Origin of the sequence: Salinivibrio sp. IB868 (assembly GCF_001995655.1) — a bacterium.
GTDB classification, from domain to species: Bacteria; Pseudomonadota; Gammaproteobacteria; order Enterobacterales; family Vibrionaceae; genus Salinivibrio; species Salinivibrio siamensis.
On sequence record NZ_MUEW01000001.1, the window covers coordinates 1 to 25,208 of the forward strand.

General features: G+C 49.8%; 27 protein-coding genes. 19 read left to right on the forward strand and 8 right to left on the reverse strand.

What is annotated here, in order from left to right; genetic code table 11:
- Window positions 1-128 precede the first annotated feature (128 nt).
- The 10 genes from BZG20_RS00005 to BZG20_RS00050 all read left to right on the forward strand — a co-directional run bounded on the left by BZG20_RS00005 (window position 129) and on the right by BZG20_RS00050 (window position 6,802).
- On the forward strand, window positions 129-1,184 hold the full coding sequence (locus tag BZG20_RS00005; RefSeq protein WP_077577714.1) for a lipase family protein: 1,056 nt from the start codon (window positions 129-131) through the stop codon (window positions 1,182-1,184).
- A gap of 458 nt (window positions 1,185-1,642) precedes the next feature.
- Window positions 1,643-2,221 (forward strand): hypothetical protein, encoded by a 579-nt coding sequence (locus BZG20_RS00010; RefSeq protein ID WP_077577715.1) that lies wholly within the window; start codon window positions 1,643-1,645, stop codon window positions 2,219-2,221.
- A gap of 38 nt (window positions 2,222-2,259) precedes the next feature.
- Complete coding sequence (locus tag BZG20_RS00015; RefSeq protein ID WP_077577716.1) at window positions 2,260-2,493, forward strand: hypothetical protein; 234 nt, start codon at window positions 2,260-2,262, stop codon at window positions 2,491-2,493.
- Window positions 2,494-2,568: 75 nt separating this feature from the next.
- The gene (locus BZG20_RS00020) at window positions 2,569-3,207 is read left to right on the forward strand and encodes an FMN-binding negative transcriptional regulator (protein ID WP_198531438.1); all 639 of its coding nucleotides are present in this window, start codon (window positions 2,569-2,571) and stop codon (window positions 3,205-3,207) included.
- Window positions 3,208-3,333: 126 nt separating this feature from the next.
- The gene (locus BZG20_RS00025; protein ID WP_077577718.1) at window positions 3,334-3,975 is read left to right on the forward strand and encodes a LysE family translocator; all 642 of its coding nucleotides are present in this window, start codon (window positions 3,334-3,336) and stop codon (window positions 3,973-3,975) included.
- Between the two features lie 120 nt (window positions 3,976-4,095).
- Window positions 4,096-4,584 (forward strand): GNAT family N-acetyltransferase, encoded by a 489-nt coding sequence (locus BZG20_RS00030; RefSeq protein WP_077577719.1) that lies wholly within the window; start codon window positions 4,096-4,098, stop codon window positions 4,582-4,584.
- A gap of 60 nt (window positions 4,585-4,644) precedes the next feature.
- The gene (locus tag BZG20_RS00035; protein WP_077577720.1) at window positions 4,645-5,460 is read left to right on the forward strand and encodes an arylamine N-acetyltransferase; all 816 of its coding nucleotides are present in this window, start codon (window positions 4,645-4,647) and stop codon (window positions 5,458-5,460) included.
- A gap of 87 nt (window positions 5,461-5,547) precedes the next feature.
- Window positions 5,548-5,790 (forward strand): type II toxin-antitoxin system Phd/YefM family antitoxin, encoded by a 243-nt coding sequence (locus BZG20_RS00040; protein WP_077577721.1) that lies wholly within the window; start codon window positions 5,548-5,550, stop codon window positions 5,788-5,790.
- Window positions 5,787-6,050: a Txe/YoeB family addiction module toxin gene (locus tag BZG20_RS00045; protein WP_069587257.1), complete on the forward strand. Its 264-nt coding sequence runs from the start codon at window positions 5,787-5,789 to the stop codon at window positions 6,048-6,050. Before BZG20_RS00040 ends, BZG20_RS00045 begins: the two co-directional genes overlap by 4 nt.
- Before the next feature lie 224 nt (window positions 6,051-6,274).
- On the forward strand, window positions 6,275-6,802 hold the full coding sequence (locus BZG20_RS00050) for a hypothetical protein (RefSeq protein ID WP_077577722.1): 528 nt from the start codon (window positions 6,275-6,277) through the stop codon (window positions 6,800-6,802).
- Window positions 6,803-6,943: 141 nt separating this feature from the next.
- On the opposite strand, the gene BZG20_RS00055 is transcribed toward BZG20_RS00050, so the two are convergent.
- Window positions 6,944-7,756, reverse strand: coding sequence for a sulfite exporter TauE/SafE family protein (locus BZG20_RS00055; RefSeq protein ID WP_077577723.1), 813 nt, complete (start codon window positions 7,754-7,756; stop codon window positions 6,944-6,946).
- A 115-nt stretch (window positions 7,757-7,871) separates the two neighbouring features.
- On the opposite strand from BZG20_RS00055, the gene BZG20_RS00060 reads away from it, so the two are divergent.
- Both BZG20_RS00060 and BZG20_RS00065 read left to right on the forward strand, forming a co-directional pair.
- On the forward strand, window positions 7,872-8,672 hold the full coding sequence (locus BZG20_RS00060; protein ID WP_077577724.1) for a helix-turn-helix transcriptional regulator: 801 nt from the start codon (window positions 7,872-7,874) through the stop codon (window positions 8,670-8,672).
- Window positions 8,669-9,691 (forward strand): hypothetical protein, encoded by a 1,023-nt coding sequence (locus tag BZG20_RS00065; RefSeq protein ID WP_077577725.1) that lies wholly within the window; start codon window positions 8,669-8,671, stop codon window positions 9,689-9,691. The genes BZG20_RS00060 and BZG20_RS00065 overlap by 4 nt, the downstream gene beginning before the upstream one ends.
- Before the next feature lie 96 nt (window positions 9,692-9,787).
- On the opposite strand, the gene BZG20_RS00070 is transcribed toward BZG20_RS00065, so the two are convergent.
- Window positions 9,788-10,054, reverse strand: a complete 267-nt coding sequence (locus tag BZG20_RS00070) for a GrxA family glutaredoxin (protein ID WP_077577726.1) — start codon at window positions 10,052-10,054, stop codon at window positions 9,788-9,790.
- Window positions 10,055-10,301: 247 nt separating this feature from the next.
- On the opposite strand from BZG20_RS00070, the gene nfsA reads away from it, so the two are divergent.
- Together nfsA and BZG20_RS00080 are read left to right on the forward strand one after the other, a co-directional pair.
- Entirely contained in the window at window positions 10,302-11,024 is a 723-nt protein-coding gene (gene nfsA / locus BZG20_RS00075; protein WP_077577727.1) for an oxygen-insensitive NADPH nitroreductase, read from the forward strand.
- A 254-nt stretch (window positions 11,025-11,278) separates the two neighbouring features.
- Window positions 11,279-11,866 carry a GPR1/FUN34/YaaH family transporter gene (locus tag BZG20_RS00080; protein ID WP_046073118.1) on the forward strand — a complete coding sequence of 196 codons (588 nt, stop codon included), beginning with the start codon at window positions 11,279-11,281 and terminating at the stop codon, window positions 11,864-11,866.
- A gap of 101 nt (window positions 11,867-11,967) precedes the next feature.
- Here BZG20_RS00080 and BZG20_RS00085 read toward each other — a convergent pair whose 3' ends face one another.
- From BZG20_RS00085 to pabB, 4 genes are all read right to left on the reverse strand, one after another.
- Window positions 11,968-13,329 carry an L-serine ammonia-lyase gene (locus BZG20_RS00085; protein ID WP_077577728.1) on the reverse strand — a complete coding sequence of 454 codons (1,362 nt, stop codon included), beginning with the start codon at window positions 13,327-13,329 and terminating at the stop codon, window positions 11,968-11,970.
- A 244-nt stretch (window positions 13,330-13,573) separates the two neighbouring features.
- Window positions 13,574-14,842 carry a serine/threonine transporter gene (locus BZG20_RS00090; RefSeq protein WP_077577729.1) on the reverse strand — a complete coding sequence of 423 codons (1,269 nt, stop codon included), beginning with the start codon at window positions 14,840-14,842 and terminating at the stop codon, window positions 13,574-13,576.
- 237 nt (window positions 14,843-15,079) lie between these two features.
- The gene (locus tag BZG20_RS00095) at window positions 15,080-15,844 is read right to left on the reverse strand and encodes a CoA pyrophosphatase (RefSeq protein WP_077577730.1); all 765 of its coding nucleotides are present in this window, start codon (window positions 15,842-15,844) and stop codon (window positions 15,080-15,082) included.
- Window positions 15,841-17,238 carry an aminodeoxychorismate synthase component 1 gene (gene pabB / locus BZG20_RS00100; RefSeq protein ID WP_077577966.1) on the reverse strand — a complete coding sequence of 466 codons (1,398 nt, stop codon included), beginning with the start codon at window positions 17,236-17,238 and terminating at the stop codon, window positions 15,841-15,843. Before pabB ends, BZG20_RS00095 begins: the two co-directional genes overlap by 4 nt.
- Before the next feature lie 256 nt (window positions 17,239-17,494).
- Between pabB and BZG20_RS00105 the strand changes: the two genes are divergently transcribed.
- Window positions 17,495-19,012 (forward strand): fumarate hydratase, encoded by a 1,518-nt coding sequence (locus tag BZG20_RS00105; RefSeq protein WP_077577967.1) that lies wholly within the window; start codon window positions 17,495-17,497, stop codon window positions 19,010-19,012.
- A 156-nt stretch (window positions 19,013-19,168) separates the two neighbouring features.
- On the opposite strand, the gene BZG20_RS00110 is transcribed toward BZG20_RS00105, so the two are convergent.
- Together BZG20_RS00110 and BZG20_RS00115 are read right to left on the reverse strand one after the other, a co-directional pair.
- Complete coding sequence (locus BZG20_RS00110) at window positions 19,169-20,800, reverse strand: ABC transporter ATP-binding protein (protein ID WP_046073121.1); 1,632 nt, start codon at window positions 20,798-20,800, stop codon at window positions 19,169-19,171.
- A gap of 540 nt (window positions 20,801-21,340) precedes the next feature.
- Window positions 21,341-22,696 carry a dihydroorotase gene (locus BZG20_RS00115; RefSeq protein ID WP_077577731.1) on the reverse strand — a complete coding sequence of 452 codons (1,356 nt, stop codon included), beginning with the start codon at window positions 22,694-22,696 and terminating at the stop codon, window positions 21,341-21,343.
- 203 nt (window positions 22,697-22,899) lie between these two features.
- Between BZG20_RS00115 and hinT the strand changes: the two genes are divergently transcribed.
- From hinT to BZG20_RS00135, 4 genes are read left to right on the forward strand one after another with little or no spacing between them, the layout of a single operon-like run.
- Window positions 22,900-23,250: a purine nucleoside phosphoramidase gene (hinT, locus tag BZG20_RS00120; RefSeq protein ID WP_046073123.1), complete on the forward strand. Its 351-nt coding sequence runs from the start codon at window positions 22,900-22,902 to the stop codon at window positions 23,248-23,250.
- A 28-nt stretch (window positions 23,251-23,278) separates the two neighbouring features.
- Window positions 23,279-23,656 (forward strand): YcfL family protein, encoded by a 378-nt coding sequence (locus BZG20_RS00125; protein WP_077577732.1) that lies wholly within the window; start codon window positions 23,279-23,281, stop codon window positions 23,654-23,656.
- A 59-nt stretch (window positions 23,657-23,715) separates the two neighbouring features.
- Window positions 23,716-24,336, forward strand: coding sequence for a hypothetical protein (locus BZG20_RS00130; RefSeq protein ID WP_046073125.1), 621 nt, complete (start codon window positions 23,716-23,718; stop codon window positions 24,334-24,336).
- Window positions 24,329-25,192, forward strand: coding sequence for a phosphotransferase (locus BZG20_RS00135; RefSeq protein WP_158010004.1), 864 nt, complete (start codon window positions 24,329-24,331; stop codon window positions 25,190-25,192). Before BZG20_RS00130 ends, BZG20_RS00135 begins: the two co-directional genes overlap by 8 nt.
- Window positions 25,193-25,208: the final 16 nt, after the last annotated feature.

The window sequence follows — 25,208 nt, forward strand, 5'->3', positions numbered from 1 at the left end:
GCCTTATATACTTGCATGATATTAATAATTCTTCCTATAAATAATTGCTTGGTGGGTGATAGTTTTAAAATAGTGCGTGGTTATTTATAGGGATATTTTTTAATTTTCAGTACTGACAAGGATTGGTTATGTCGAAATTAGTTATAGAAACAAGTGATGATATTAAACAAGCCAAAGAACTGTTGGGAAAAAGCATCCCAATGTATCGAGAGGCATATAGTGATAGAACGGCTTGGTTAATGGCATGCTTTGCTGAGCTTGCTTACTTTAAATTCAATCGGCCTGTTATTACAGAAGATGTTGGTAAAAGAATTGAGAATATGCTCTTGGTGGGGAAAGAAAACAGCCATATACTAAAGGAGGCAATTCTATTAGCTATAGAAAAATTTTCTTATGATCATGAAGAGGAAAAGCGGCTTCTTGAAAAGCAAATTGAAATTCTCAATGCTGAGTTAGTCGCTACTTTCAACGCAAATGGCAGCCAGGCAATACTGATTAAAACTAATGGTTTTCTCGTCTTATCATTTCGTGGTACTGAGCCACTCGAGTTAAAAGATATAAAGTCAGACGCTCGTGCCACTCTAACTAAATGTGTGACTGAGGGGAGAGTTCACTCTGGATTTCATGATGCATACAACTCAATAGAGATAGAAGTCAATCAGGCACTAGAACAGTATCGAGAACTACCATTATTTATCACAGGGCACTCTCTTGGAGGAGCACTGGCAACAATAGCTGCGAAGAGGATAACTCATAGCGGCGGTAATGCAGCATGTTATACATTTGGCGCACCTAGAGTGTCAGACGATCATTGGCTTATGACAATGAAAACACCAATTTACCGAGTAGTGAATTCGTCTGATGGCGTAACTATGGTACCACCACCCAATATGTTCATAGAGCCTCTTTCTTGGATTTTAGGTTTTATACCTGCAGTAGGAGATAAATTAAAATCTTTTCTTCGAGACAAGCTCGGAGGTTATATTCACGGTGGTGATATGCGTTTTCTCACAAATGTTAAAACTGGTGAGTACGATAAGGCTAGATTACTCACTCATGTTGATATTTGGTATCGGCTTAAAGGATGGATGAGGAAGCAGTTTACCTGGAAAAAGTTTGGAACAGACCATAGCATGTCAGTCTACCGTTCGAAGCTAGCATTTATCGCTTTGCGCAAGAATTGAAACAGTAACAGCTTTGATTTCTCGTTCCCACGCTCCTGCGTGGGAATGCATATCTAGCTCTTGCTATTATTCAAACACAAACCGCACCATGAACAGTGTAACATTATGCTGCCTAGGGCATTGAACTGGCTTGTTCCCCAAAAGTGACGCTGTCCGCTAGTGTTAGAAAAGGGGGCAGTGCAGTTCGGTGATCTTGTGGCGAACTCTGCCTATGATTCAAATCCATATACATTCCCACGCAAGAGCGTGGGAACGATTTATCCGGTTGGTGTATTGGTCCTTACGCCATCGTCCAGTCAGACAGCGTAGTCTTAATAGTCCGTTTGACGGTGCAACAATGTCGATCAACACTACAAAAAAATTTAGTCGACATGGTTTCCTCCAATATTAAAGGTCGCACCTAACTGTGTTAATATTTATAGGAAATAATATGGAGTTTTAGTAATGCAGGATAGGTTGTGAATTACGAGTGTGAAAATAATAAAATTGATCTAACATCAAAGATTATAAGGCTTATTTTTCAGTTCTTTGTTAGTGCTGGAGTGTTAGTTGTTCTATTCTATTGCGGGAGAATCGGGTATTATCCTACAGGACTTACCGTAGGTGATGGATTGATTTTTGTTGCTGTAGCATTGAGCTTTGGTTTTACTTACTCAATGGTAGTGTTTATGCTTTACTGTACGAGTATAGCACTTACTCCACTATGGCGCTTCTTATCAAAAATATTTATCGCATTAGAAAAGGCCAGAAGGAGATTCGCTAATAATCCAGATGAAGTAACTATTAATAAATTTAGGGAGTTGAAAGGTGACCGTATAAGCATGGCGGTGCTTGGAACTCTAGGCTTGTTAATAATGACTAGGACTGCATTCATTGATTTAGATCTATTTTATGGTTTGTTTTTTTCTGTTTTTTTTATCGCGCACATAAGTTTGATGTATGAAAATCTAGACTCGCTAGAAAATCGCTCAAGGATCTCTGGAAATATAAAAGTGATAAAAGTGTTATTGCTTTTAACTTTATACTTTCTCCGTTAATTGTTGGTGAGTTTAAAGGTGGTATTCTAGAGCAAACTATGCGGCTTATTGGAATAAGAAATGATCATGCTATAGTTAAGTTTGTTGATGGTTATGCTCATTTTGTCGAGTCTAATGTTGAAAAAAGAGAGAGTGGGTTATACCCAAGTAAGGTAATATTTAGTGGTTTAGGGACGACTTCAGTTATAGAAATTGATGGTGTGAGGTTTGTGGTTCCAAATGAAAAATACAACATGATTATTGATAGAAATATATTAAAGTTATCAGATTAGCGATTTTTGATTTTTATTGAGGGTGTTCAATATTTGGTGAGTTGGACGTCTCACAACTTACGTTAGGCTTTAATTATGCTCAACCAGAGAGGATGCATGCACATACCCAAGAATATGGAAATGACTGGCGAGGGCGCAATTAAGGCGTTCATTTCCGATTATGGCTTTGGCGTTCTCGTTTCTAATGATTTGAATGCAACACACTTACCCTTAGTCTATGAAGCAGAGGAAGGGGCGTTAGGCTGTCTTTATGGGCATTTTGGAAAAGCGAATGCACATTGGAAAGTAGCAGAGAATCAGCGTGTTATGGTTATCTTCAATGGGCCGCATTCGTATATATCACCATCGTGGTATAAGACAAAGCCCGCTGTGCCGACATGGAATTATGCGGCTGTGCATTGTTACGGTCTCTTGAAGTCTTTGAGTGACAAAGAAAACGAATGGGCAATGAAGCAGCTTGTGGCGAAGTATGAACCTGGTCTGCTTGATGCACCGGAAACGATGCCAAGCGATTATCAAGCGAAACTGCGCCAGTCAGTCGTGGGCTTTAAAATTGTTGTTGACGACATTCATGCAAAGGAAAAGCTGGGCCAACACCGAAAATCGGACGATCAAACAGGCGTGTTCGCCGCACTCAGTGACAGCACGCATCCAAACGATATCGCCTTGGCGGCGTATATGAAAAAACGTAACCTTGGTACAGGTAATAAGTAACACCTGCCACTCGTGGTGTATTAGCAGCTAGCCGTCGAAGACTCAGGAAGATGAGTACGGCAGCTTCTCTAAAATCTAAAACAAGAAAAACTACTTCAAACACAACATCGATAATAAGGAGCAAGGATGACTGATGTTTTATCACTCGTTTCAATAGGGTTCGCATTTTTTGTTGTTGCGGTCTCCCCGGGGCCGGCGAATATCTCCAATGCAACCATCGCCATGAGTAAGGGCCGAAAAGTCAGCCTTGTTTACGGCGCAGGGTTATCCATTGGGCTGCTGTTTTGGGGCATTGTCGCCGCCAGTGGCTTGGGGGTGGTGCTGCAAGGGTCGGTGTATTTACTCATGCTGCTAAAAATCGTGGGTGGCGTTTATCTTCTGTGGCTGGCTTACCTTTCTTTTAAATCATCCTTTAACGCCGCCGCGACGGTCTCCACAAACGATAACCAAGAAGTGGGATACCGAAAATGGTTTGTTCGTGGCGTGGTTTTAAATTCCTCCAATCCTAAAACCGTGGTGGCATGGATGGCGGCTTTGTCGGTTGGAATGGGCTCAAGCAGCGATGGGCTATTTCTTGTCGCTGCGGTGCTGACTTGTATGCTGGTCGGCTTTTTGGTGAATGGGATGTACTCTCTGTTGTTTTCAATCAACGGCGTGATGAACGTCTACCAAAAGGTGGCGCATTGGGTTGAGCGCGTCGTGTCTGGGATCTTCGCGCTGGCAGGATTAGGGTTGCTACGTTCCGCCTTTAGCCGCAATCCTGCGTGAGTCGTGACACACAAGGCGCTAGAGTAACGTGTTATTGCTAGGTGCGCGGGACTCAGCCCTTTGATAAAGAAAATTGTCGCACTATTACTGACGTAATCATGAGTATCGGAACCTCAATAAATGACACTCAGAGCCTTCACTCAATCGGACTATGAGCGATTGATAAACTGGATCGACTCAGACGAATTAAACTACCAATGGGGCGGCCCAACCTTCGATTTTCCGTTAAACGCGCACCAGCTTAGCCAGCATTGTGCACAACCCGACGTGTGGCCTTTTATGTTTTCTGTCTCGGGGGAGAGCGCGGGATACGCAGAGTTGGTCAAAACCAGTGAGGGTCACTTTCGCATTTGTCGTGTTTTTATCGCTAAGCCGTTTCGTGGCCAAGGCATCGCCAATCAAATGCTCTGCCAGCTTATCCAATTGGTCACGTCAGAATATCGTGCTTGGGTGCTATCGCTCGCGGTGTTTGAGCACAACACCGCGGCTAAACGGTGCTATGAATCATTGGGGTTTGTGGTCACTTCTCGAGAAAACGGTATGCGTTCATTTCGCGGTGAGTCATGGGTATTGCTGCGTATGGAAAAGTGGCTCTTATCATCCGATTAACGCTTTACCTCAACCCAACTTGAGGGATTAATCTGGTGCCATTCACATAAGGAGTCGACGATGACATCAGCACCCATGATTGAAGAGTATTTACATCACCTCGCGTTGAGTGAGGCGAAGGGCGTGGTACTGGTCACTGAACTTATTGAAAAGCACTTGGCGCAGTATGCGTTTTCTAGCCTTAATGCCTTGGCAGGGCAGTCGCTTTCTTTACAGGCCGATGCTTTGTTTGAACGGTTGGTGGTGAACCAACAAGGCGGCTATTGCTTTGAGCACAATAAAATTGCCTACCTTGCCCTTAAACATTTGGGGTTTGAAGTGCGCAGTGTGCTGGCGCGGGTGATGCTCAATGGTAAGCCCACCAATCCCCGCACTCACCGTATGAATGTGCTTGAGCTCGATGGTGAGACCTATCTGGTGGACGTTGGTTTTGGCAATAAAACCCCGCGTGGGTTACTCAATATCAATCACCGCACTTGCACCATCGGGCACGATACTTATCAAATCACGCGCAATGGCGATGTAGTGACGGTGGTATTACACGAGCCCGAGCAACCGCCACTAACACTGTACGAGGTTGAACTTTATGATGTGGTAGAAGCCGACTTTGAAGTGGCGCATTTCTATTCTCATCAACACTCCGATGCGGTTTTCGTCAATAACCTTGTGGTGTCGTTGATCACCGCTTCACACCGCTATTTGATCCGTAATCAGCAGTTTTTGGTCTGGGATGCGGCAGGGCACCTTATTACCGATAAAAGCATCGATAGCGTCGAGGCATTAACCCAGTTGGTTCACGAGGTGTTTTTATTGCAACCGCCCAAAGCAGTGTTGGAAACCGCGTTTGCAAAGGTAGCGGCCAACGCGGCGGCTTGAGTGAGCGGATATTAACGAGTACGTTCGTCTTGACGTACGTACTCGATGTCGTACAATTGTTTAAAAGTTAATCACCGGAGAGGCGCTATGACGGGGATCACTGCCACTGAAGCGCGTAGCAAATTGTATCGGCTCATTGATGAAACCGCCGAATCACATCAGCCCATTGTTATTGCGGGCAAACGTAACAAAGCGGTGCTGATTTCAGAAGAAGATTGGTCAGCGATTCAGGAAACACTCTATTTGCTTTCTGTACCAGGGATGCGTGAGTCAATTCGCGAAGGCATCGCCACGCCAACGGATGAATGCGATGAGGCGTTGGACTGGTGACATGGAAGTTGGTTTACACCAAACAAGCCCAGAAAGACGCAAAAAAGCTGGCTTCCAGTGGCCTCAAACCAAAAGCGCAAGAACTGTTAGCACTGATTGAAGACGATCCCTACCGTAAACCTCCTCCGTTTGAAAAGCTTGTCGGTGATCTCACTGGTGCCTATTCACGCCGTATTAATATTCAACATCGCTTGGTCTATCAAGTCCTCGAGGATGAACAAGTGGTGAAAGTGCTCAGGCTCTGGAGCCATTATGAATAGTGGCACTGTTTGCGATTGCTAATGCCTTGCCCCCGAGGCTAGAAGAATAAAGCCAGCACACAGCTGGCTTTTTTGTTGGGTTAGCTATTCGCACATCCAAGTCGATAAGATAACAATATAGCCACTAACTCACTTTCCGTGTATGGGTTTGTATACATTCATCCTCGTGATGCGTATTATCTAAGCTTTCGCTTTTTAGTCAAAAATCTTGTTGGAATTTTTAAATGGATAATAAAAGTGAGTTTTATCTGTCGTGCGCGAATTGTGGTGATGCCATCCACTTGACTCATGAGCACGTATCGACATTGAAAAATGGCAGTGCTGTTGAGTGTGAGTGCAGGGTGCTTTTACATGTTGATGATGAAAAGTTTGGTCGAGCCAAAGCGATAATAAAAGAGCGACAAAAAGCAACATACCTCATTTGGTCTGGGGCAGCTGTAGCGACGTTTTTAGCATTTGCACATCGAGAACCTGGGACGACGGTATTGATAACGGTGGTAACAAGTTTTTTAGTTCGAAATCTGGGACATGGTGAGGTCTTTGAGATAAAAACTAAGCTTGCGCCAATGAATGCAGCACCCAAGGGAACGTTCTCGACCTTTGAGGAATTTAAAGCAAGTCACCCAAAATTAAAATATGGTTTTAATAAAGCGTTTAATCAATGTTGTATCTGTGAAAGCTTTACCAAGCAAACAATCAACGAGTTTCCTGTTTGTGGCGTTTGCAGTAGTACCGTCTATGCTCGCTCGTAGCGATTAAAAGTTTCCGTTTTTCAAAACACCTCCGGCGTTTTGCCAGAGGTGTCGAATTAATCACTAGCGTTTGTTGGATAGCCGATATTCGGGCTACGTCTCTACCAGTAATATTATTGGTGAGGGTGTCTATATCTTAAACTAGCCGCCCTGCAAAACATGCATGAGCATTTTGATGCTGAGCAAGAGGGATAGCACGCCTAGTGTCTTTTTCAGTTTATCGGCGGGCAAGCGTGCGGCACAGGCTACACCCAGTGGTGCCGAGAAGTAACTGGCGAGCGAGAACAGCACCACCGCGGGCAGATAGATATAGCCAAATGTCAGTTGCTCCGGTGTGGTGTTTTCCCAGCCGTTGAGTAAGTATCCCAAGGTGCCTGTGATGGCGAGTGGAAACCCAATCGCTGCCGAGGTGCCAACCGCGTTTTTTACTGCTAAGTTTTGGCCGATTAAATAGGGGACGATCATGCCGGCGCCGCTGACTGAGACGAGGGCAGAAATGGTACCAATCAGTGTACCGACCGCGACATTGCCTGCCGGTTTGTGTGGCGTTAAGTTGGCTTGTGGGCGTTTGGGTTGGAACATTTTGTAAGCCACATAAAGCATAAACAGACTAAAAAAGAGAGCGAGCGCCACACCGTTGACGGCCGCGGCTATGGTGGTGGCGATAAAGGTGCCGGCCATCACACCTATCGCCATATTAAAGGCAAGCGATGTCTGGACGTGGCCTTTGGCATAATGGGCACGCATACTACTGAAGGTAGTGAACACCATCGCGGCCATTGAGCTCCCGAGCGCCATATGGACGACGTGTTGGTCGCCAATCCCTTGCGCGGCAAACAATAAGGTAAAGGCTGGCACCGTTAACCCACCTCCTCCCACACCCACTAAACCGGCAATAAAGCCAACTCCCATCCCTAATAACGCGTAATAAATGGCGAATGTTACGTCGATCATCGACTGTTCCTTTCTTTTGCTAACCACAAGGCTTCACTGTAGGGTGTTATTGCATTGGCATGTTAATGCGCTTTGGCCTAATAATAATGAAATATGGCCAAGTAGGGAGAGCGGTATGGGCGTTTGGGAGACAAGTGAAAGAGCGTCAGGCGCGGCGCTGATCACCTGTTCGTGGTCACGTGAGGCTGATAATGGTAAAAGAGACACTAAGCGGTATCACTGGCACAGGCACCATAGAGGGCAGCTTTTATGTGTGCAATCGGGACTGGTGCAGATAAAAACGGCTGAGGGCACATGGGTGTTACCACCGTCTCGCGCTGGCTGGATCCCTCCCAACGCGAAACACAGCGTGCTTTTTTGTAATGCGGTGAGCGGCTATTCGGTGTTACTTTTACCTGCCGTATGCCAGTCGTTGCCGAATCGCCCCCAAGTGGTCGGGTTGAATCAAATGCTGGAGTCGATGGTGGTGCGAAGCGCGGGATGGGATCAAGCGCAGCTCACTGCGGAGAACCGACGCATTGCTGATGTGATCATTGATGAAATCCGCACTGCAGAGGCTGAAGCGCTTTATCTACCGATGCCAACTGATCCGCGATTAGTGCGCGTTGCCGAGGCGATGTTACGTCACCCAGATAGCAAAAATACTGCGGAGCAGTGGGCTGAAGTGGGGGCATTGTCAGCCCGAACACTGCGACGTTTAATGCCGGCCGAAACCGGCCTGACTTTTGTGCAATGGCGAAACCAAGCGCAGTTGAATCACGCATTAGCACTATTGGCGCAAGGTGAACGGGTGGGCGATGTGGCCTTTGCGTTAGGCTACGCGACCCCAAGTAATTTTATCGCCATGTTTAAAAAGGCAATGGGGCATCCCCCGGCCTATTATTTTTCTGGCTCACAGCGTAAGGACGTGCGATGAACATAAAACGATGTTTTACGGCAATGGTTGGGTTGGCATTGTCCTTCAATGTGAGTGCCAAGGAGTTTGCAACCAGTGGTTTGGCTTCACAGACGGTATTTAACCCCGAGCGTGAATCGACGATCGAGGTAGATATTTGGTATCCCACCACATTGGATTCAGCCAGTTTTGAGTTCGGCAAAAACAAAGTATTTGTGGGGACGAAAACCAACCGGAATGCGCCGGTTGCGTCGGGCAAACACCCTGTTGTGCTGTTGGCACATGGCGGCATGCGTGCAGCGCCCTTCCACGCGGGGTGGGTGGCGTCCGGTTTGGCCAAAGCGGGATTTATCGTGGTGGTGCCGCAGCAACTTGGGTTTTCGGCCGCGAATGTTACGTCGGCACCAAGTGAATTGTGGTTGCGGCCGAGCGATCTATCAATCAGTTTGACGCATCTCATAGATACCGCGCCGTTTAAGCAGGCTATCGACACTGACCATGTGTATGGGATTGGGTTTTTCTTGGGCGGCACGTCCATGCTGTCACTGGCGGGGGCGAAGTTTGAGCCGGCGCTTTACAAGCAATCTTGCACACAGGAAGGAGTGAATATTGATTGTCGCTGGCTCCAGAAAAACAAGGTGGATTTGAGCAAGGTGTCTGAGTCCATGCTTGGCCGCACCAATCACGATGATCGTGTCAAAGCCATTGTGGCGATTAATCCTGAATTAACCAAAACATTGGATGCGCAGAGTCTTGGTGACATCAAGGTGCCTGTGAAAGTGATGGATATTCGCGGCCGTCATGCTGCGCTGCCGGAACTGGAGGTCGCTGAGTCTATTGCCGCGATTCCGCAAATGACGCTAATGAAAACGCCGCATACCACTATTTTTAGTGCGTTTAGTCGCTGTACGGAAAAAGGTGTGCAGATATTAGCATTGGAAGGGGAAGGCCATCTTTGCCAAACGTCAGCACAACAATCCCGAGAAGAGGCGCATAGGCTGATTATGAATGCGATTATCCGCTTTATTGATCACCAATGACGGGCTGATTGGTGCATATGTGCAAGGTCGTCACGAACACAGAACACAAAAAAACCAGCCAAGGAGCTGGTTTTTTTAAATCGGTCACTCGGCAGATTAGTCTTGGAAAAGGCCGAGGTTTTCTTTGGCGTAGGCTTCAAATTCGGTAAAGCCGCCAACGTGCTCTTGGTCAACAAAGATTTGTGGCACGGTTTCAACTGGCTTGCCGACGGTTTTTTCTAGGTCGGCTTTGCTGATACCTTCTGCGTGGATATCAACATAACGGTAGTTGAAATCGTCACGGTTTGTTTTTAGCTCTTCCGCGAGGTCTTTAGCGCGAACACAGAATGGGCAGCCGGGGCGACCAAAAATCACGACGAACATATTCATCTCCTTTAGCGTTAATGGTCTTACTATGCCTGATGGACGCGCGTTAGAAAAGATGAATTTCCCTCTCGCACCAATAGGAAAAACCGATGATAAGCGTCAAGGCGTGCCAGTGCGTGGGGTCACGTGCTTGTGGGGTGAGTGGGACATAAAGCGACAGAGCAGGGTGATTGCTTCGCTGAGTATAAAGGTGTAAAACCATCAAGTCCCGCTTTTACGGCTCAACGTCAAATAAGGAAGCACAATGAATCCAACGATTGAGACACTTCTTTCTCACCGCTCTATTCGCAAATTTACTCAAGATGCCATTTCTCCCGAGCAATTAACCCAGATTATTGATGCGGCGCGCGCGGTATCCAGCTCAAGCTTCTTACAGTGCACCAGCATTATCCGTGTGACGGACAAAGAAAAACGACGCTTATTGGCAGAATATGCAGGCAACCAAGCGTATGTGGCCGATTGTGCCGAGTTCTTAGTGTGGTGTGCGGACTTCCATCGTCACGAGCAACTCAACCCTAATGCCAAATTGGGCTTTACCGAGCAGACGCTTATCGGTGCGATTGATGGCGCGATTATGGCGCAAAATGCGATGGTGGCAGCAGAATCGATGGGCCTTGGTGGCGTGTATATCGGCGGTTTACGCAATCAGCCGGAAAAGGTGGCCGAGTTGTTGGCGATGCCGAATCACGTGATGCCTTTGTTTGGTATGTGCTTGGGTGTGCCGGCGCAAGACCCAGAAACCAAGCCTAAATTACCTGCACAGCTTTTGGTGCACGAGAACAGCTATCAAGCCATCGATGAGGCGGCGCTAAGCGACTATGACAACCAAGTGCGCGAGTATTATCAAACGCGCACGGGCGGCAATAAAGACATGAGTTGGAGCGAGCAGATCTCCGCCACGCTAGAAAAAGAAGCGCGTCCGTTTATGAAAGACTTTCTGCACAGCAAAGGGTTTAGCACCCGTTAAGAGAGCGCCTAAACGTGATGGATAAAAAAGCAGCGTTTTGCTGCTTTTTTATTATTTATCGCCTCAGTTTGTCCAGTTTGCTATCTGATTTGATGGATTTATTGTCTAATCCTGCCTCTAAGCGCTAAAACCTATTTACATCTGTCCTGTAAACCGTAATATTGCCGCGTTTTTGCGCGTGATAATCACTTTTATCTGACACTATCCGCGCTCATTTTCAACATTAAATTGTTTTTATACGAAGTAGGGCTCTGATGGAAAACAAACTGGCAAATCCTGCCCCTTTGGGGTTGATGGGTTTCGGAATGACCACGGTATTATTGAACATTCATAATGCGGGTTTTTTCCCTATCGATAGCATGATCTTGGCGATGGGCATTTTTTATGGTGGCTTGGCGCAAGTGATTGTCGGCATCATGGAATTCAAAAAGGGCAATACCTTTGGTACCACGGCATTCACCTCTTATGGCCTGTTTTGGCTGACGCTAGTAGGGCTAATCGTCATGCCAGAAATGGGGATTGCTCAACCGAGCCCAGCGGGCTTTATGGGTTGGTACTTGGTGATGTGGGGTGTGTTTACCGGCTTTATGTACATCGGGTCACGCCGTTACTGCCTGGCTAAGCAGTTTGTCTTTGCTAGCTTGACCGTACTTTTCTTCTTGCTAGCAGCGCGCGATTTTACCGGCAGTGCACTGATTGGCACCATTGCAGGCTTTGAGGGCATTGTGTGTGGTTTGAGTGCGATTTACTTCGCGATGGCGCAGGTGCTTAACGAAGAGTACGGCCGTACTGTGTTGCCCGTTGGTGAGCAAAAAGCAACGCTAGCGCCGCAAACGGCGTAAACGCCTGACACTAAACGCCTAGTACATTGTTGAGATCTAAAAAAGCTCGGCCATCAGAGGCCGAGCTTTTTTTATCCGCGATTAAGCCTGACAGTGAAGGATTAACACATCACTTTAACGGCTAACCCACCTTGTGAGGTTTCGCGGTATTTGGCGTTCATGTCTTTGCCGGTTTCCATCATGGTTTCAATCACTTTATCCAGTGATACACGCGGCTCGGACGAACGCTGAAGTGCCATGCGTGAGGCATTAATGGATTTCACCGCGGCAATGCCGTTGCGCTCAATGCAAGGCACCTGTACTTGCCCGGCAACCGGGTCACAAGTGAGGCCTAAGTTGTGCTCCATAGCGATTTCGGCCGCCATACAAACTTGGTGCGGGCTACCGCCCATCAGCTCAGCGAGGCCAGCGGCGGCCATAGAGCAGGCGACGCCCACTTCGCCTTGGCAACCGACTTCGGCACCTGAGATAGAGGCGTTTTGCTTGTACAAACCACCAATCGCGCCGGAGGCGGCAAAAAACCGGGTGTAGATTGACTTATCAACCGGCTCGATAAATTTGTCGTAGTAGGCCAGCACCGCAGGAATAATGCCACATGCGCCATTGGTGGGCGCGGTCACCACGCGGCCACCGGCAGCGTTTTCTTCGTTAACGGCAAAGGCAAACATGTTCACCCAATCGACCACGGCCATGGGATCAATGTTATATTTTTCGCTGGTCTTTAGTTGATGACGTAAGGCGGCAGCACGGCGCGGCACACGCAGCGGGCCCGGTAACACGCCTTCGTTTTCCATCCCGCGCGCCATACACGCCTGCATGGTTTTCCAAATGTCAGCGAAGTAGGTATCAATCTCGTCCTGGCTGTGCATGCTGCGCATGTTAGCCATCACCAAGCCGCTGATCGAAAAACCGGTTTCTTGGGTGAGTGCCAGTAGGCCGTCAGCGCTATTGAAGTCGTAAGGGACTTGCACCGCTTGCATGGCAGGCTGACCAAATTCGGCTTCTTCAACAATAAAGCCACCGCCAATCGAGTAATAGGTTTTACTCAGTACACACTCATCGCCTTGCCAGGCATGGATTTGCATGCCGTTCTCGTGCAGTGAGAGGTTAGAGGTATGAAAGTTCATCCCTCCATCACGCGGGAAGGCGACGGCGTGCTGTTGCTCACCCAGTGGCAATTGCTCTGTCTCTTCTACCCGCTTAATAAAGCGGGGAATCGAATCGATATCAACGGTTTCAGGGCTGTTGCCTGCTAAGCCCATAATCGTGGCGATGTCGGTGTGATGGCCTTTACCGGTGAGTGACAATGAGCCGTATACGTCAACCGTGACGCGATCGACGTCGGTTAAACGCTGACTGGCGGTGAGCTCATCAACAAAGCACTTGCCCGCTTTCATTGGGCCAACCGTATGAGAACTGGATGGGCCAACGCCAATCTTAAAAATGTCAAAAACACTGATCATGTGTCTACCTCAGTCAATGCCCTAAGGGCAATGGATTTAGTGTTTACGCCATCCGTCCATGGTATTGACTGTGATGGCAAGCGCATGCTCGCCATAATGAAAAGGAGCAGCCTTCACTGCTCCTTGTTATCCGCAAACATCGATGGATGCGGCTGGGCATAGAGCCCAACGCAGCAGTCCTATAGCGCCTGCTGCGCGCGCTGTGTTCGATTAAGCAAAACGGCTGATTCAGAATCGTTGGTGATTAAGAGATCATGCTGTACGTAATCGCGGAAATTGCCACCAGCCCCATAATCAGAACAAAGGCGTTGCTGATTGTACCTGAATATTTCTGCATTGCTGGCACGTTTTTCACGGCATACATTGGCATAATAAACAGGATGGTGGCAATGATTGGGCCGCCAAGTGATTCAATCATCCCCAAAATGCTTGGATTGAGGGTGGCGACTAACCAAATGGTCAGGATCATGAATACCACGGTGAACACGTCGATTTTTTTGCGATCAACGGGTTTCCCCATGCTGCGCAGCGCTTTGGTGGCAATTCCGTTCAGGCCTTCACGTGCGCCTAGGTAGTGACCAAAGAACGAGGACACAATCGCGACAAAGGCCACCAATGGACCCAAGAAGGAAATGAACGGGCTTTCATGCTTGTTGGCCAAATAAGAAAGGATTGCGATGTTTTCCGCTTTTGCCGCTGCCAAATCCGCTGGCGTGAGGGACAGCACGCAAGAGAAGACAAACAGCATCACGAAACCGACCAACATGGCGGCCGAGCGCATCAGGATCTGACCAGACTTGTATTCCGCTTCGTCGCCATGGTCACGACGCTGTGCCAATGAGAAAGACGAAATGGCCGGGCTGTGGTTAAACGCAAAAACCAGTACCGGAATTGAAATCCAAAGGGTAATGGCAAAGTCACCGGCAGACGGCACTTGCGATAGCGCCGCGGTGTTCCACTCTGGGATCAGGTAGATGGACATAAAGACCAAAATACCAACCAGCGGATAGACCAAAAACTGAGTGACACGCAGCATCATTTTTTCGCCCAGTAGCATCACCGACATCATGCCGAGAATAAGCGCTAGCGAGAGGATCGCACGTGGTGGCGACGCCATGCCAAGCTGGTTGACCAAGAAGGAGTCGACGGTGTTGGTGATTCCGACGCCGTAGATCAATACAATCGGATAGATTGCAAAGAAGTACAGCAAGGTGATCAGTTTGCCCGCGCCAACACCAAAGTGCTCTTCAACCACTTCGGTAATGTCGCTGCCCGCATTTTTAGAAGATAAAACAAAACGAGAGAGGCCGCGGTGGGCAAAGAAGGTCATTGGGCCAACAAGCAAGGTCATGACCACGAGAGGCCAAAAGCCGCTCATGCCTGCGTTGATCGGAAGGAAAAGAATACCCGCGCCAACCGCGGTGCCAAAAAGGGAAAGCGCCCAGGTTGTATCTTGTTTGGTCCAGCGCGGGCGCGACATTGCACTGGTACCAGTCGTCGAGGTTGTTTGCATAACAATACTACTCACATTGTAGGGAACAGGAATCAGGGAAGGCGAATTCTGGCGATTTCCACAGAGAAAACCAAGAGCTAGATCGCTATATGAAAAGCAGTGCGCAGACTATTGCACCAAAATGTGATGACTATCAATAACGGAGAGCGGATTGCGCTTCTATATAGGCATGAATGTATAGATATTTGTTGGATAAATATGCATCAAAGTGCGTCTAAATCCCTATTGACTACATGGTTATGAGTGGGTTGATGGGTGGTTACCCGAGGGTGAAAACAATGTTAGCTGGCTGATTAATGCGCGAAGTAATTGCGCAGTGGCACCCCAAACCAGTCGGTCTTGGTGATAAAACGCACACACAGGGTGCCACTGGCCATACAGTAGGAAAGACTGTTCGCGAATATGCCCGGGACGGCAAAGGGTATCTAACGGTACTTCAAAGCAGGCAGCGACTTCATTGTCATCAAGATAAGGTTGGTAATCCGGTGCTACCCACGCGAGGACGGGATGAATGTAGTAGCCGGTGACGGTGGGAAGCGGGCACAGGTGGCCAATAATCGCGTCAGGGGCAACGCGAATCCCGGTTTCTTCCCACATTTCCCGCGTGGCGGTGTCGGTATTATCTTTATCGGATGGCTCTCGCTTGCCGCCAGGGAAACTGACTTGGCCAGGATGATGTTTTAGGTGACTCGCGCGCTGGGTTAGCACCAGTTGAATCCCGTTTTCGCGTGGCACTAAGCCAATCAATACCGCGGCAGGTTGAAAATCGGCGCCTCCCAATATCCTGGGTGAGAGGCGAACGCGGTTTAAAATGCGACTGTCGTGGCGCGCCAGCGGGGTTAACGAAAAAGCCCGAGTGACATCCGCAGGCGATAAGGGGTGGCCTGGCGCGTCACTGATGGGTTGAGGATGAGTCGAGGACGCAGACCAAGAGGCGGCTTTCGCGCGTAACGTACAGCGGATAGGCGTGAAATAAGCATGCTCTTCGGCGATTAGCGTCATCGTGACTCCGTTAAATCAGTTATAGGGGCAGCCAAGCTGTCATCGTCTGCCAGCACGGGGAGAATGTGGCTGACTTTGTCGAGCGTCTCTTGGTACTCGGCATCTGCCTTGCTATCAGCGACCAAGCCACCGCCCGCCCACACGTGCAGTTGACCTTGATGACCGACTAGGGTGCGAATGGTAATACTCGAATCCATGCGACCACAGCGGCTGAGGTAGGCAAAACTGCCGCAATAAATATGGCGACGATGTGGCTCAAGCTCTTCAATAATTTCCATTGCGCGTACTTTGGGTGCCCCGGTAATCGAGCCACCGGGAAACGCCGCGCGAAGCAGATCGAGGCCAGTTTTGTCTTCGGGGAGCCTACCTGTGACCGTACTCACCATATGGTGCACGGCAGGAAAACTCTCTATATCAAAGAGTTTAGGCACAGAAACCGAACCTGGCGAGGCAACTCGGCCAATATCGTTCCTGAGCAAATCGACAATCATCAAGTTTTCAGCACGATCTTTTTCTGCCGATTTCAGTGCCTGAGCGCTGTCTGCATCTTGTTGCGGATCGGTATAGCGAGGGCGCGTGCCCTTGATAGGTTTGGTTTCAATCTGTTGGTTGTGTAGCGAGAGAAAGCGCTCGGGCGAGACCGATAAGATGGCGCTGTCTGCTAAGCGGATAAAGCCAGAGAAGGGGGCACCATTGCGGGTGGCCAGTTTACGATAAGCGTGCCATTCATCCCCTTGATAGTGGGCGGAAAAGCGTTGAGCTAAGTTGATTTGGTAGCAATCACCGGCATGTAAATAGGCTTGCACTTGGGTAAATTTTTGCTGGTATTGCGCCTCGGTCATGTTCGCGCGCCAGCGTTCGGTGAGTGCAAACGATGGACGGGACGGTGCAACCTGGTGAGTGAGCCATTGCCAACGCTGATCGCTGTCAGGGGCAATCACCACTGCTTGATGCTGGTGATGATCAATCACCACTGCCCAGTCGTAGAGGCCAACCGCCATGTCAGGGACATTGAGCTCGTCTTTAGCCCGCGTGGGTAGGGTTTCAACACAGCGCCCTAAGTCATAACCAAAATATCCAAGGGCACCGCCGGCAAACGGCCAGGGGGCGATTTCAGAAACCGCCGGTAACAGCTGTGCTTGTAATTGTGCGACCCAGTGAAAGGGATCGTGATCGTCAGTGGTGGTGTGCCCATCGGGATAACGCGTGGTCACTTGGTTGTGGCGCGCGGTCACCGTGGCGATGGGATCGGCGACCAGGATATCGAAGCGACTATCTGGATGTGTCCGTGTGGCCGAGTGGAGCAACATCGCCCAGGGCTGATGAGCTATCTTATCAAACAGGGTCAACGCAAGATCCGGGGCGTAGTCGATTGGCGTGGTAGTGAGCTTCATGGCGTTTTGTGGTTGCATTCTTCTTTTTGTGATCACGGTTAAGACGCCGTGTGGCGCGCAGATAGCGCTAAGCGTATCATAGCTAGGCCTTTTCCGGCACGAGCAACAATAAAAGACGAAGCGAGGTTGCTGTCAACCATCGACTTCTCTCATCACAGAGCAGTAAAACTGCCTAGCCAAACGATAATAACGAGGGGAAGGCTTCCCCAACACTGGATACCCGCTTTGGGTCCTGCAAATGACACCAGAGGCAATGATGACCACTATTAAACAGCAAGACGTGATCGAAAGCGTTGCAGATGCCCTGCAATATATCTCTTACTACCACCCTCTTGATTTTGTTCAAGCCCTTGAAAAAGCCTACAACAAGGAGCAAAGCCAAGCGGCGAAAGATGCCATCGCGCAAATTTTGATTAACTCGCGAATGTCGGCCGAGGGCAAGCGCCCGATTTGCCAAGACACGGGTATTGTCACCTGTTTTGTCAAAGTAGGGATGGCCGTACAGTGGGACCGCCACGATATGACGGTGCAGCAAATGGTGGATGAAGGGGTGCGACGTGCGTACACCAATCCTGACAACCCGTTGCGTGCCTCTGTGGTGGCTGATCCGGTAGGTAAACGCCAAAACACCCGTGATAACAGCCCTGCGGTGGTGCACATTGATATGGTGCCAGGCGACACCGTGGATATTCAAATCGCCGCGAAGGGCGGAGGCTCTGAAAACAAAACCAAAATGGTGATGCTCAACCCATCGGATGATGTTGCCGAGTGGGTAGAAAAAACGTTGCCTGCAATGGGCGCGGGTTGGTGTCCACCGGGCATGCTGGGTATCGGCATTGGCGGCACGGCAGAAAAAGCCGCGGTGTTAGCCAAAGAGTCACTGATGGAGCACATTGACATTCAAGCGCTTATCGAACGTGGTCCAAGCAATGCCGATGAAGCGCTGCGCCTCGATATTTTCAATCGTGTGAACAAGCTGGGCATCGGAGCCCAAGGGCTGGGCGGTTTAACCACGGTGGTGGATGTCAAAGTGAAAACGGCTCCGACCCATGCGGCGTCTAAACCTGTGTGCTTAATCCCGAACTGTGCCGCCACACGTCATGTTCACTTTACACTTGATGGTACCGGGCCTGCCGAGTTGGCACCACCAAAACTGGAAGAGTGGCCGCAAGTCACTTGGGAAGTTGGCGAGAATGTACGTCGTGTCAACCTGGATACGGTCACCAAAGAAGACGTGCAAAGCTGGCAAACCGGTGAAACCGTGCTTTTATCAGGCAAGATTCTGACTGGACGCGACGCCGCACACAAACGCTTGCAAGAAATGCTGCGCAATGGCGAAGGCCTTCCCGAAGGCGTCGACTTTAACGGTCGCTTTATCTATTACGTGGGTCCTGTTGATGCGGTAGGCGATGAAGTGGTTGGCCCTGCAGGCCCTACCACGTCGACCCGTATGGATAAGTTTACCGATATGATGCTCGCCGAAACCGGCTTGATGGGCATGATTGGTAAAGCCGAGCGTGGCCCGGCGGCGGTCGAGTCAATCAAAAACCACAAAGCCGTGTACTTGATGGCGGTTGGCGGCGCGGCCTATTTGGTTTCAAAAGCGATTAAGCACGCACGTGTGGTGGCGTTTGAAGATTTGGGAATGGAAGCCATCTACGAATTTGATGTCGAAGACATGCCGGTCACGGTGGCCGTCGACGCGCAAGGGCAAAATGCGCATCAGATTGGCCCAGACACCTGGAAGGTGAAGATAGCTGAAATGGATGACTAATCCGTTAATGGTGCCTGTTTGGCTTAACGCCTGCTTGCGTTAACAAGAAGGCGTTGAGTCGGGCAGCGTATAAGTGGATAGAAACCATAAAAAAATGCGCCAAATTGGCGCATTTTTTGTTTAACGATGTTGCCCGTTTGGGCATCACTGCGTGGGCTAGGCCACTTCCTCTTCTGCAAGGTCGAACGAGGCAGCAATCAGGTTACGCGTGTATTCGTTTTGTGGGTGATGGAAGATTTCCTCTGGGGTACCGGCTTCCATGACTTTCCCTTTTTGCATCACCATCACGCGATCGGAGAGGGCACGAACCACACTCAAATCGTGGCTGATAAACAGGTAACCGATGTTATGGCGTTTTTGGATATCTTTCAGCAAGTCGATGACCGTCAGCTGCACGGAGCGGTCCAGTGCCGAAGTTGGCTCATCCAGCAAGATAAACGCAGGGTTCAAAATCAACGCACGTGCTATCGCGATACGCTGACGCTGACCGCCGGAGAACTCGTGCGGATAACGGTTGATCGCTGAGGTATCTAGACGTACCTCATACAGTGCATCTTTCACCCGCTCGAGACGCTCTTTTTTGCTCAACTCGGGGAAATGCGTGCGCAAGCCTTCGGCAACAATTTCACCGACTGTCATGCGTGGCGACAAAGAGCCAAATGGGTCTTGGAACACCATCTGCATATCGCGGCAAAGCGCTTTGTTCTCGCTGTTTTTGATCCCGTGAATATCTTGGCCTTTAAAGCAAACGCGACCTTCAGCGACGGGTAACAGGCGCATAATGGCGCGGCCTAGGGTCGATTTCCCTGAGCCAGACTCACCGACAATGCCCAATGTCTCACCACGGCGCAGTGATAAGCTGATATCGCTGACCGCCTCGAAATAGCGTTTGTTGCCACCAAAGAAGTCTGCCCCCAAGAAGTACTTGATGGTGACGTTATCCACCGTCAGCAAGTTTTCTGCATCGTCCTGCGGGGCTTCTTTGCGGCCACGCGGCACGGCGTCGATCAGCATCTTGGTGTAATCTTTTTGTGGATTTTCGAACAGGGCTTGGGTGTCATTGGTCTCGACCACTTCACCCTTGCACATGACCACCACACGATCGGCCAGGTGTTTCACCACGCCGAGGTCGTGCGAGATAAACATGATGGCCATGCCCATTTTTTGCTGGAGCTCGCCAATCAGATTAAGCACTTCCGCTTGCACCGTGACGTCAAGGGCGGTGGTTGGCTCGTCGGCAATCAACAAATCCGGTTCGTTAACCAGTGCCATGGCAATCATGATGCGCTGAAGCTGACCGCCAGAAAACTCGTGCGGATACTTCTCTAGCGCGCTGGTAGGGTTAGGCAAGTGAACCAGGTTTAACAAGTCGATGATGCGCTGTTTTGCCTTCTCAGCTGTGGTGCGATGGTGACACTGAATCGCTTCGGTTAACTGCTCGCCAACACGCATGTAAGGGTTAAGCGAAGTCATCGGCTCTTGGAAGATCATGGCGACACGATCGCCGCGCATCTTCTGAATTTGCTTGGTGGACAGCGTCAAGACATTGGTGTCATTAAAGGTCACTTTAGAGGCCGGCTTAACTAATGCGTTATTGGGGAGCAGCCCCATCACGGCGCTACTAGAAACCGATTTTCCTGACCCTGATTCACCAACGATTGCCACGGTTTCACCGGGCATGATGTCAAAACTAACATTTTTAACGGCATCGACCATGCCGTCGTTGGTCGTAAATGACACACTCAGGTTTTCGACACTGAGAAGTGGCTTAGAAGCAGATGAAGACATCATCACCTCACTGGTTGATTATTCGACGTCACGAGTTCACCGATAGCCATAGACGCTGAATGCGCTCAGTATCGTTGGCACGGCAGATACTCGATGATTTGGATGGTCGCCTGCGATTTATGCGCAAACGCCCGTCATTCGTGTTGGGTTGGTCATTGTTGGCCGGAGCCACAATGCACGCCCTGATGCGGATATCAGCCAGCTGGAGCGTTTCATCAAAGGCCAAAACAGGCATGATGAACAGCTTGCGCCAGTGGAAGAGGTAGGATACGAGTGTCGCGATAACCGAAAGACGCTTAAGGTTACCTCTCCTTGCGAACACAGCTTTTCAACATCATCCGGTGTTGAAACCAAGCAGCGTGAATATCCATATATCACCCACACAATATACGATTCGGATATAAAAGCAAATCGTTATTGCGCGCAAGGTTTGTGATGCCAGAGTTTGACCTGTCAGACAAAAACACCCTTGTTGACGCGTTATACAGTGAAATATCTGTCTTGTGCGCGCGACACATAGTCGCGCGCCTATGCAATGACTTACTGACGGTCGAACTCAAGGCGCGTTGAATAGCGTTCGTCGCTGTGTTGACCGTGCTCAAAGGCAATTTGGCCATTGACGATAGTCATATCAATGCTAGAGCCGAAAGTGTGGCCGTCAAACGGTGACCATTGGCATTGGTAGAAGAGGTTATCTTGACCAACCGTCTGGGTTTGGTTGAGATCCACCAGCACTAAATCGGCCCAATATCCTTCACGGATAAAGCCACGATCTTTCACCTGATAGCGAACTGCAGGGGCGTGTGCCACTTTTTGCACCACCAAAGGCAAATCGAAGATACCACGATGATAAAACTCTAAGGCCACTTGTAACGCATGTTGCACAAGAGGCAGGCCAGCCGGCGCGTTGAAGTAGCTGTTTTGCTTTTCTTCAAACGTATGGGGGGCATGATCGGTGGCAATCACATCAATCACGCCGTCTTTGACCGCTTGAATCAGTGCCTGCTGATGGTGAGCTTCTTTGATCGCTGGGTTACATTTGATCAACGTGCCTTTGGTCGCGTAATCATCTCGGTTGAAAAACAGGTGATGGACACAGGCTTCAGCAGTGATCTGCTTTTGCTGCAGGGCTTCGAGCGTTTTGGCTGGCTCAAACTGATACAGCTCATCTTCGGTGGTCAAGTGCAGCACATGCAAACGGGTGCCGTGCTTTTTAGCGAGGTTAACCGCCAGCTGGGATGATTTAAGGCACGCTTCTTTAGAGCGAATGTGCGCGTGGGCATCAATCGGCACGTCTTCACCATATTTCTCGCGATAGATGCTCTCGAGTTCGCTGATCATGGGAGTGTCTTCGCAGTGAGTGGCGATGAGCGTGGGACAATCAGCGAAAATGGCGTTGAGTGTCTCTGGATCATTCACCAGCATATTGCCGGTGGAGGCGCCCATAAACACTTTTACCCCGCAGGCGCTATTGGGGTCTAAACGACGAATTTCGTCAATATTGTCGTTGGTCGCGCCGAGGTAAAATGCGTAGTTAGCATGGCTGGATTGCGCGGCGCGTTGGTATTTTTCTTCCAGCGCCTCTAGCGTCGTGGTGGGTGGGTTGACGTTAGGCATTTCCATGTAGGTGGTAATGCCTCCCGCGACCGCCGCTTTGGATTCGGTGGCGATGGTGCCTTTCTTCGGAAAACCGGGTTCGCGAAAGTGCACTTGGTCGTCAATCATCCCTGGCAGAAGGTGCTTGCCAGTGGCATCAATCACGCGGCAATCGGCCGCGGCGGGCGCGCTGATATCTTGGGCGATTTGGCTGATTCGGCCATTTTCAACCAGGACATCCGTTTCAACAATCTGTCCTTCGTTGACAACGGAGACATTCTTAAATAATAGGGTGGTCATGCTGTGATCCTTACATGTCAAGGCATTGTCGCTATGGTAACGCAATCGATTACTTGATTCAGCCCCTGATTGTTTGGGGAGATTAACCAAGTTTTAACCGGATGTTGACGCAATTGTTGTACATTAGCACCGTCAGCGTATTGCCCTTCAAGTAGGGCTGCCGCATACTTGGCGCGGTAAACAACAATAAAAGGGAGTGAACCATGGCGGAAGAAACAATTTTTAGCAAAATCATTCGTAAAGAAATCCCCGCGGATGTTTTGTATCAGGATGAACTCGTGACCGCCTTTCGCGATATCAACCCGCGTGCCCCTGTGCATATCTTAGTCGTGCCCAATAAGTTGATTCCGACCACTAACGATGTGGATACCGATGATGAGCTTGCGCTGGGACGTATGATTACGGTGGCGAAAAAATTAGCCGCTGACGAAGGGATTGCCGAAGACGGTTACCGCTTGATCATGAATTGTAATCAGCATGGTGGGCAAGAGGTTTACCACATTCACATGCATCTAGTGGGTGGCCGGGCGTTGGGGCCAATGGTGGTTGGCTAGTCGAGACAAGCGTTAAGAGGGTAAGAGTATGGGTAAATGGTTGTGTTTACTGGCAACCCTGAGCCTGTTGGCTGGATGTGCCACCGGCAAGCCATCTCTTTCGATCACGCCAGGACAATCTGTGGTTTATTCGGATAATACACTGGCGCAGGTACTCGACGTTAAACGGCGGGCGTGTGCCGGTGCGAAGACCACGCGACAAACCTGTTTAACGCTTATTAATCGTAGCCAGCACTCCCAGTGGATGCGTTACCGCTTTTATTGGTACGACAAACAAGGGCTGCAAGTGGAGGCCTCGCCGTCTGAGTGGCAGCGTATTTCGTTGCCTGCGAAGGCCTCTAAACGTATTAATACTCGGGTGCCGACCGCGAGCGCGACCCAGTACCGCATGGTGATTGTCCACTAGCGTGCCTCCTTACGTCGAGATCAACAGCCAGGCTCATACTTATCCTTGAGGAAATAACAATGGCACTTGTCCGCTTTGCTTCTTTACCCATGCCGTCGGCGGGGCGACAGTATTCACTGCGACAGCGTTCGCTGCGACAGCCTTCACTACTTACCACTCTGCTCATGGCGTTTTTCTTACTGACCATGATTGGCTGTGCGCCACGCACACAACCGGTTTATCAACCGGGTGCGCAGAGCCCATCGACAACGACTCCCTCTCGTCGGCCTCATCCGAGCTTGGATCAGGCAATGCACGCGGCAGTAAGTGGACTACTTGACAGCCAGCCGTTGCAATCGTCACCCGTCACCCTGGTGCAGCCCATTCAAAACCTGAGTAACCACTACTTTCCGACACAAACTTATTCCGAGCAGCTTAAAGCGGGGTTAGTCACTGCTGGCCGCATTACGCCAGTGCCTGAGGCGAGAGTGCAAGCGGTGCGTCAGTCACTTGGGCTGGCGCAAAATCAAGCATTGGTCGACCCGTCTACCATTGTTCAATATGGTCGAATGCTGGGGGCTGAGTACCAGCTGAGTGGCAAAATAACAGCGGGGAGCCCCTATCATCTGCGCTTGCAACTGATGGACTTACACTCTGGTGTGATTGCGTGGCAAGGGGTTGAGACGTTTGTCAGTGAATGATTGGTCTCCGGCACTCGACGCGCCAATTAACACGGCACTGAGCCGCTTTTACGCCAAGCCGACAGAGATAATCCACACTGAGCCACTGGCCGCCGGTTTGACCAATCGTTGTTGGCGCGTTACCGATTCACAAGGTGGACAGAGTGTATGGCGTCCTAATAGCCAAGCCGTCAGGGCGTTTGACATCGATCGGGCGCGCGAAGCAAACGCACAATCCTTGGCCGCCAATCATGGGTTGGCACCTCAGCCGATTGCGCTGTTGGCCGAAGGCTTACTGGTGCCCTGGGTGCCAGGTCAGCCGCTTGATCAATGTAACGATGATCACGCAGCGATCTTAATCGACCTGTTGGTTCGTATACACCAATTACCGGTTGAAATTGAAACCGCCTCGGTTGATGCACAATGCCAGCATTACGAGCGGCAGCTATCAGCCGCCAACGTGCATCGTCTAGCGGATATTAAAGCCTGGGCAATCGCGCAGCGACCTGCCGAAGAGGGCGATATTCCGGTGCTGTGTCACATGGATCTGGGCGCTTACAACGTTGTGATGACGCCCGATCGTGGCGCTGTCGTGCTCGATTGGGAATATGCACGTACGGCCGATGCGCACCTTGATATTGCGCTGTTTTGTCGTGCCAATGCCCTACAGCCTGATGCGGTGATTGGAACCTATTGTGCGCAGCAACAGATAAAAGCGACGGAGGCGGTGCGCAGGCGCGTGTTGGCGTGGTTGCCGTTTGCCGACTATTTGGCGCTATGCTGGTATGAGGTAGGTGCGAACTTGTATCGGCTACCGGCCTACAAAGAGGCGGCTAACCAGCTTTTTGAACAGTTGGCGGCACAAAGGCGAGGCTAATTGAACACGGAGGAAG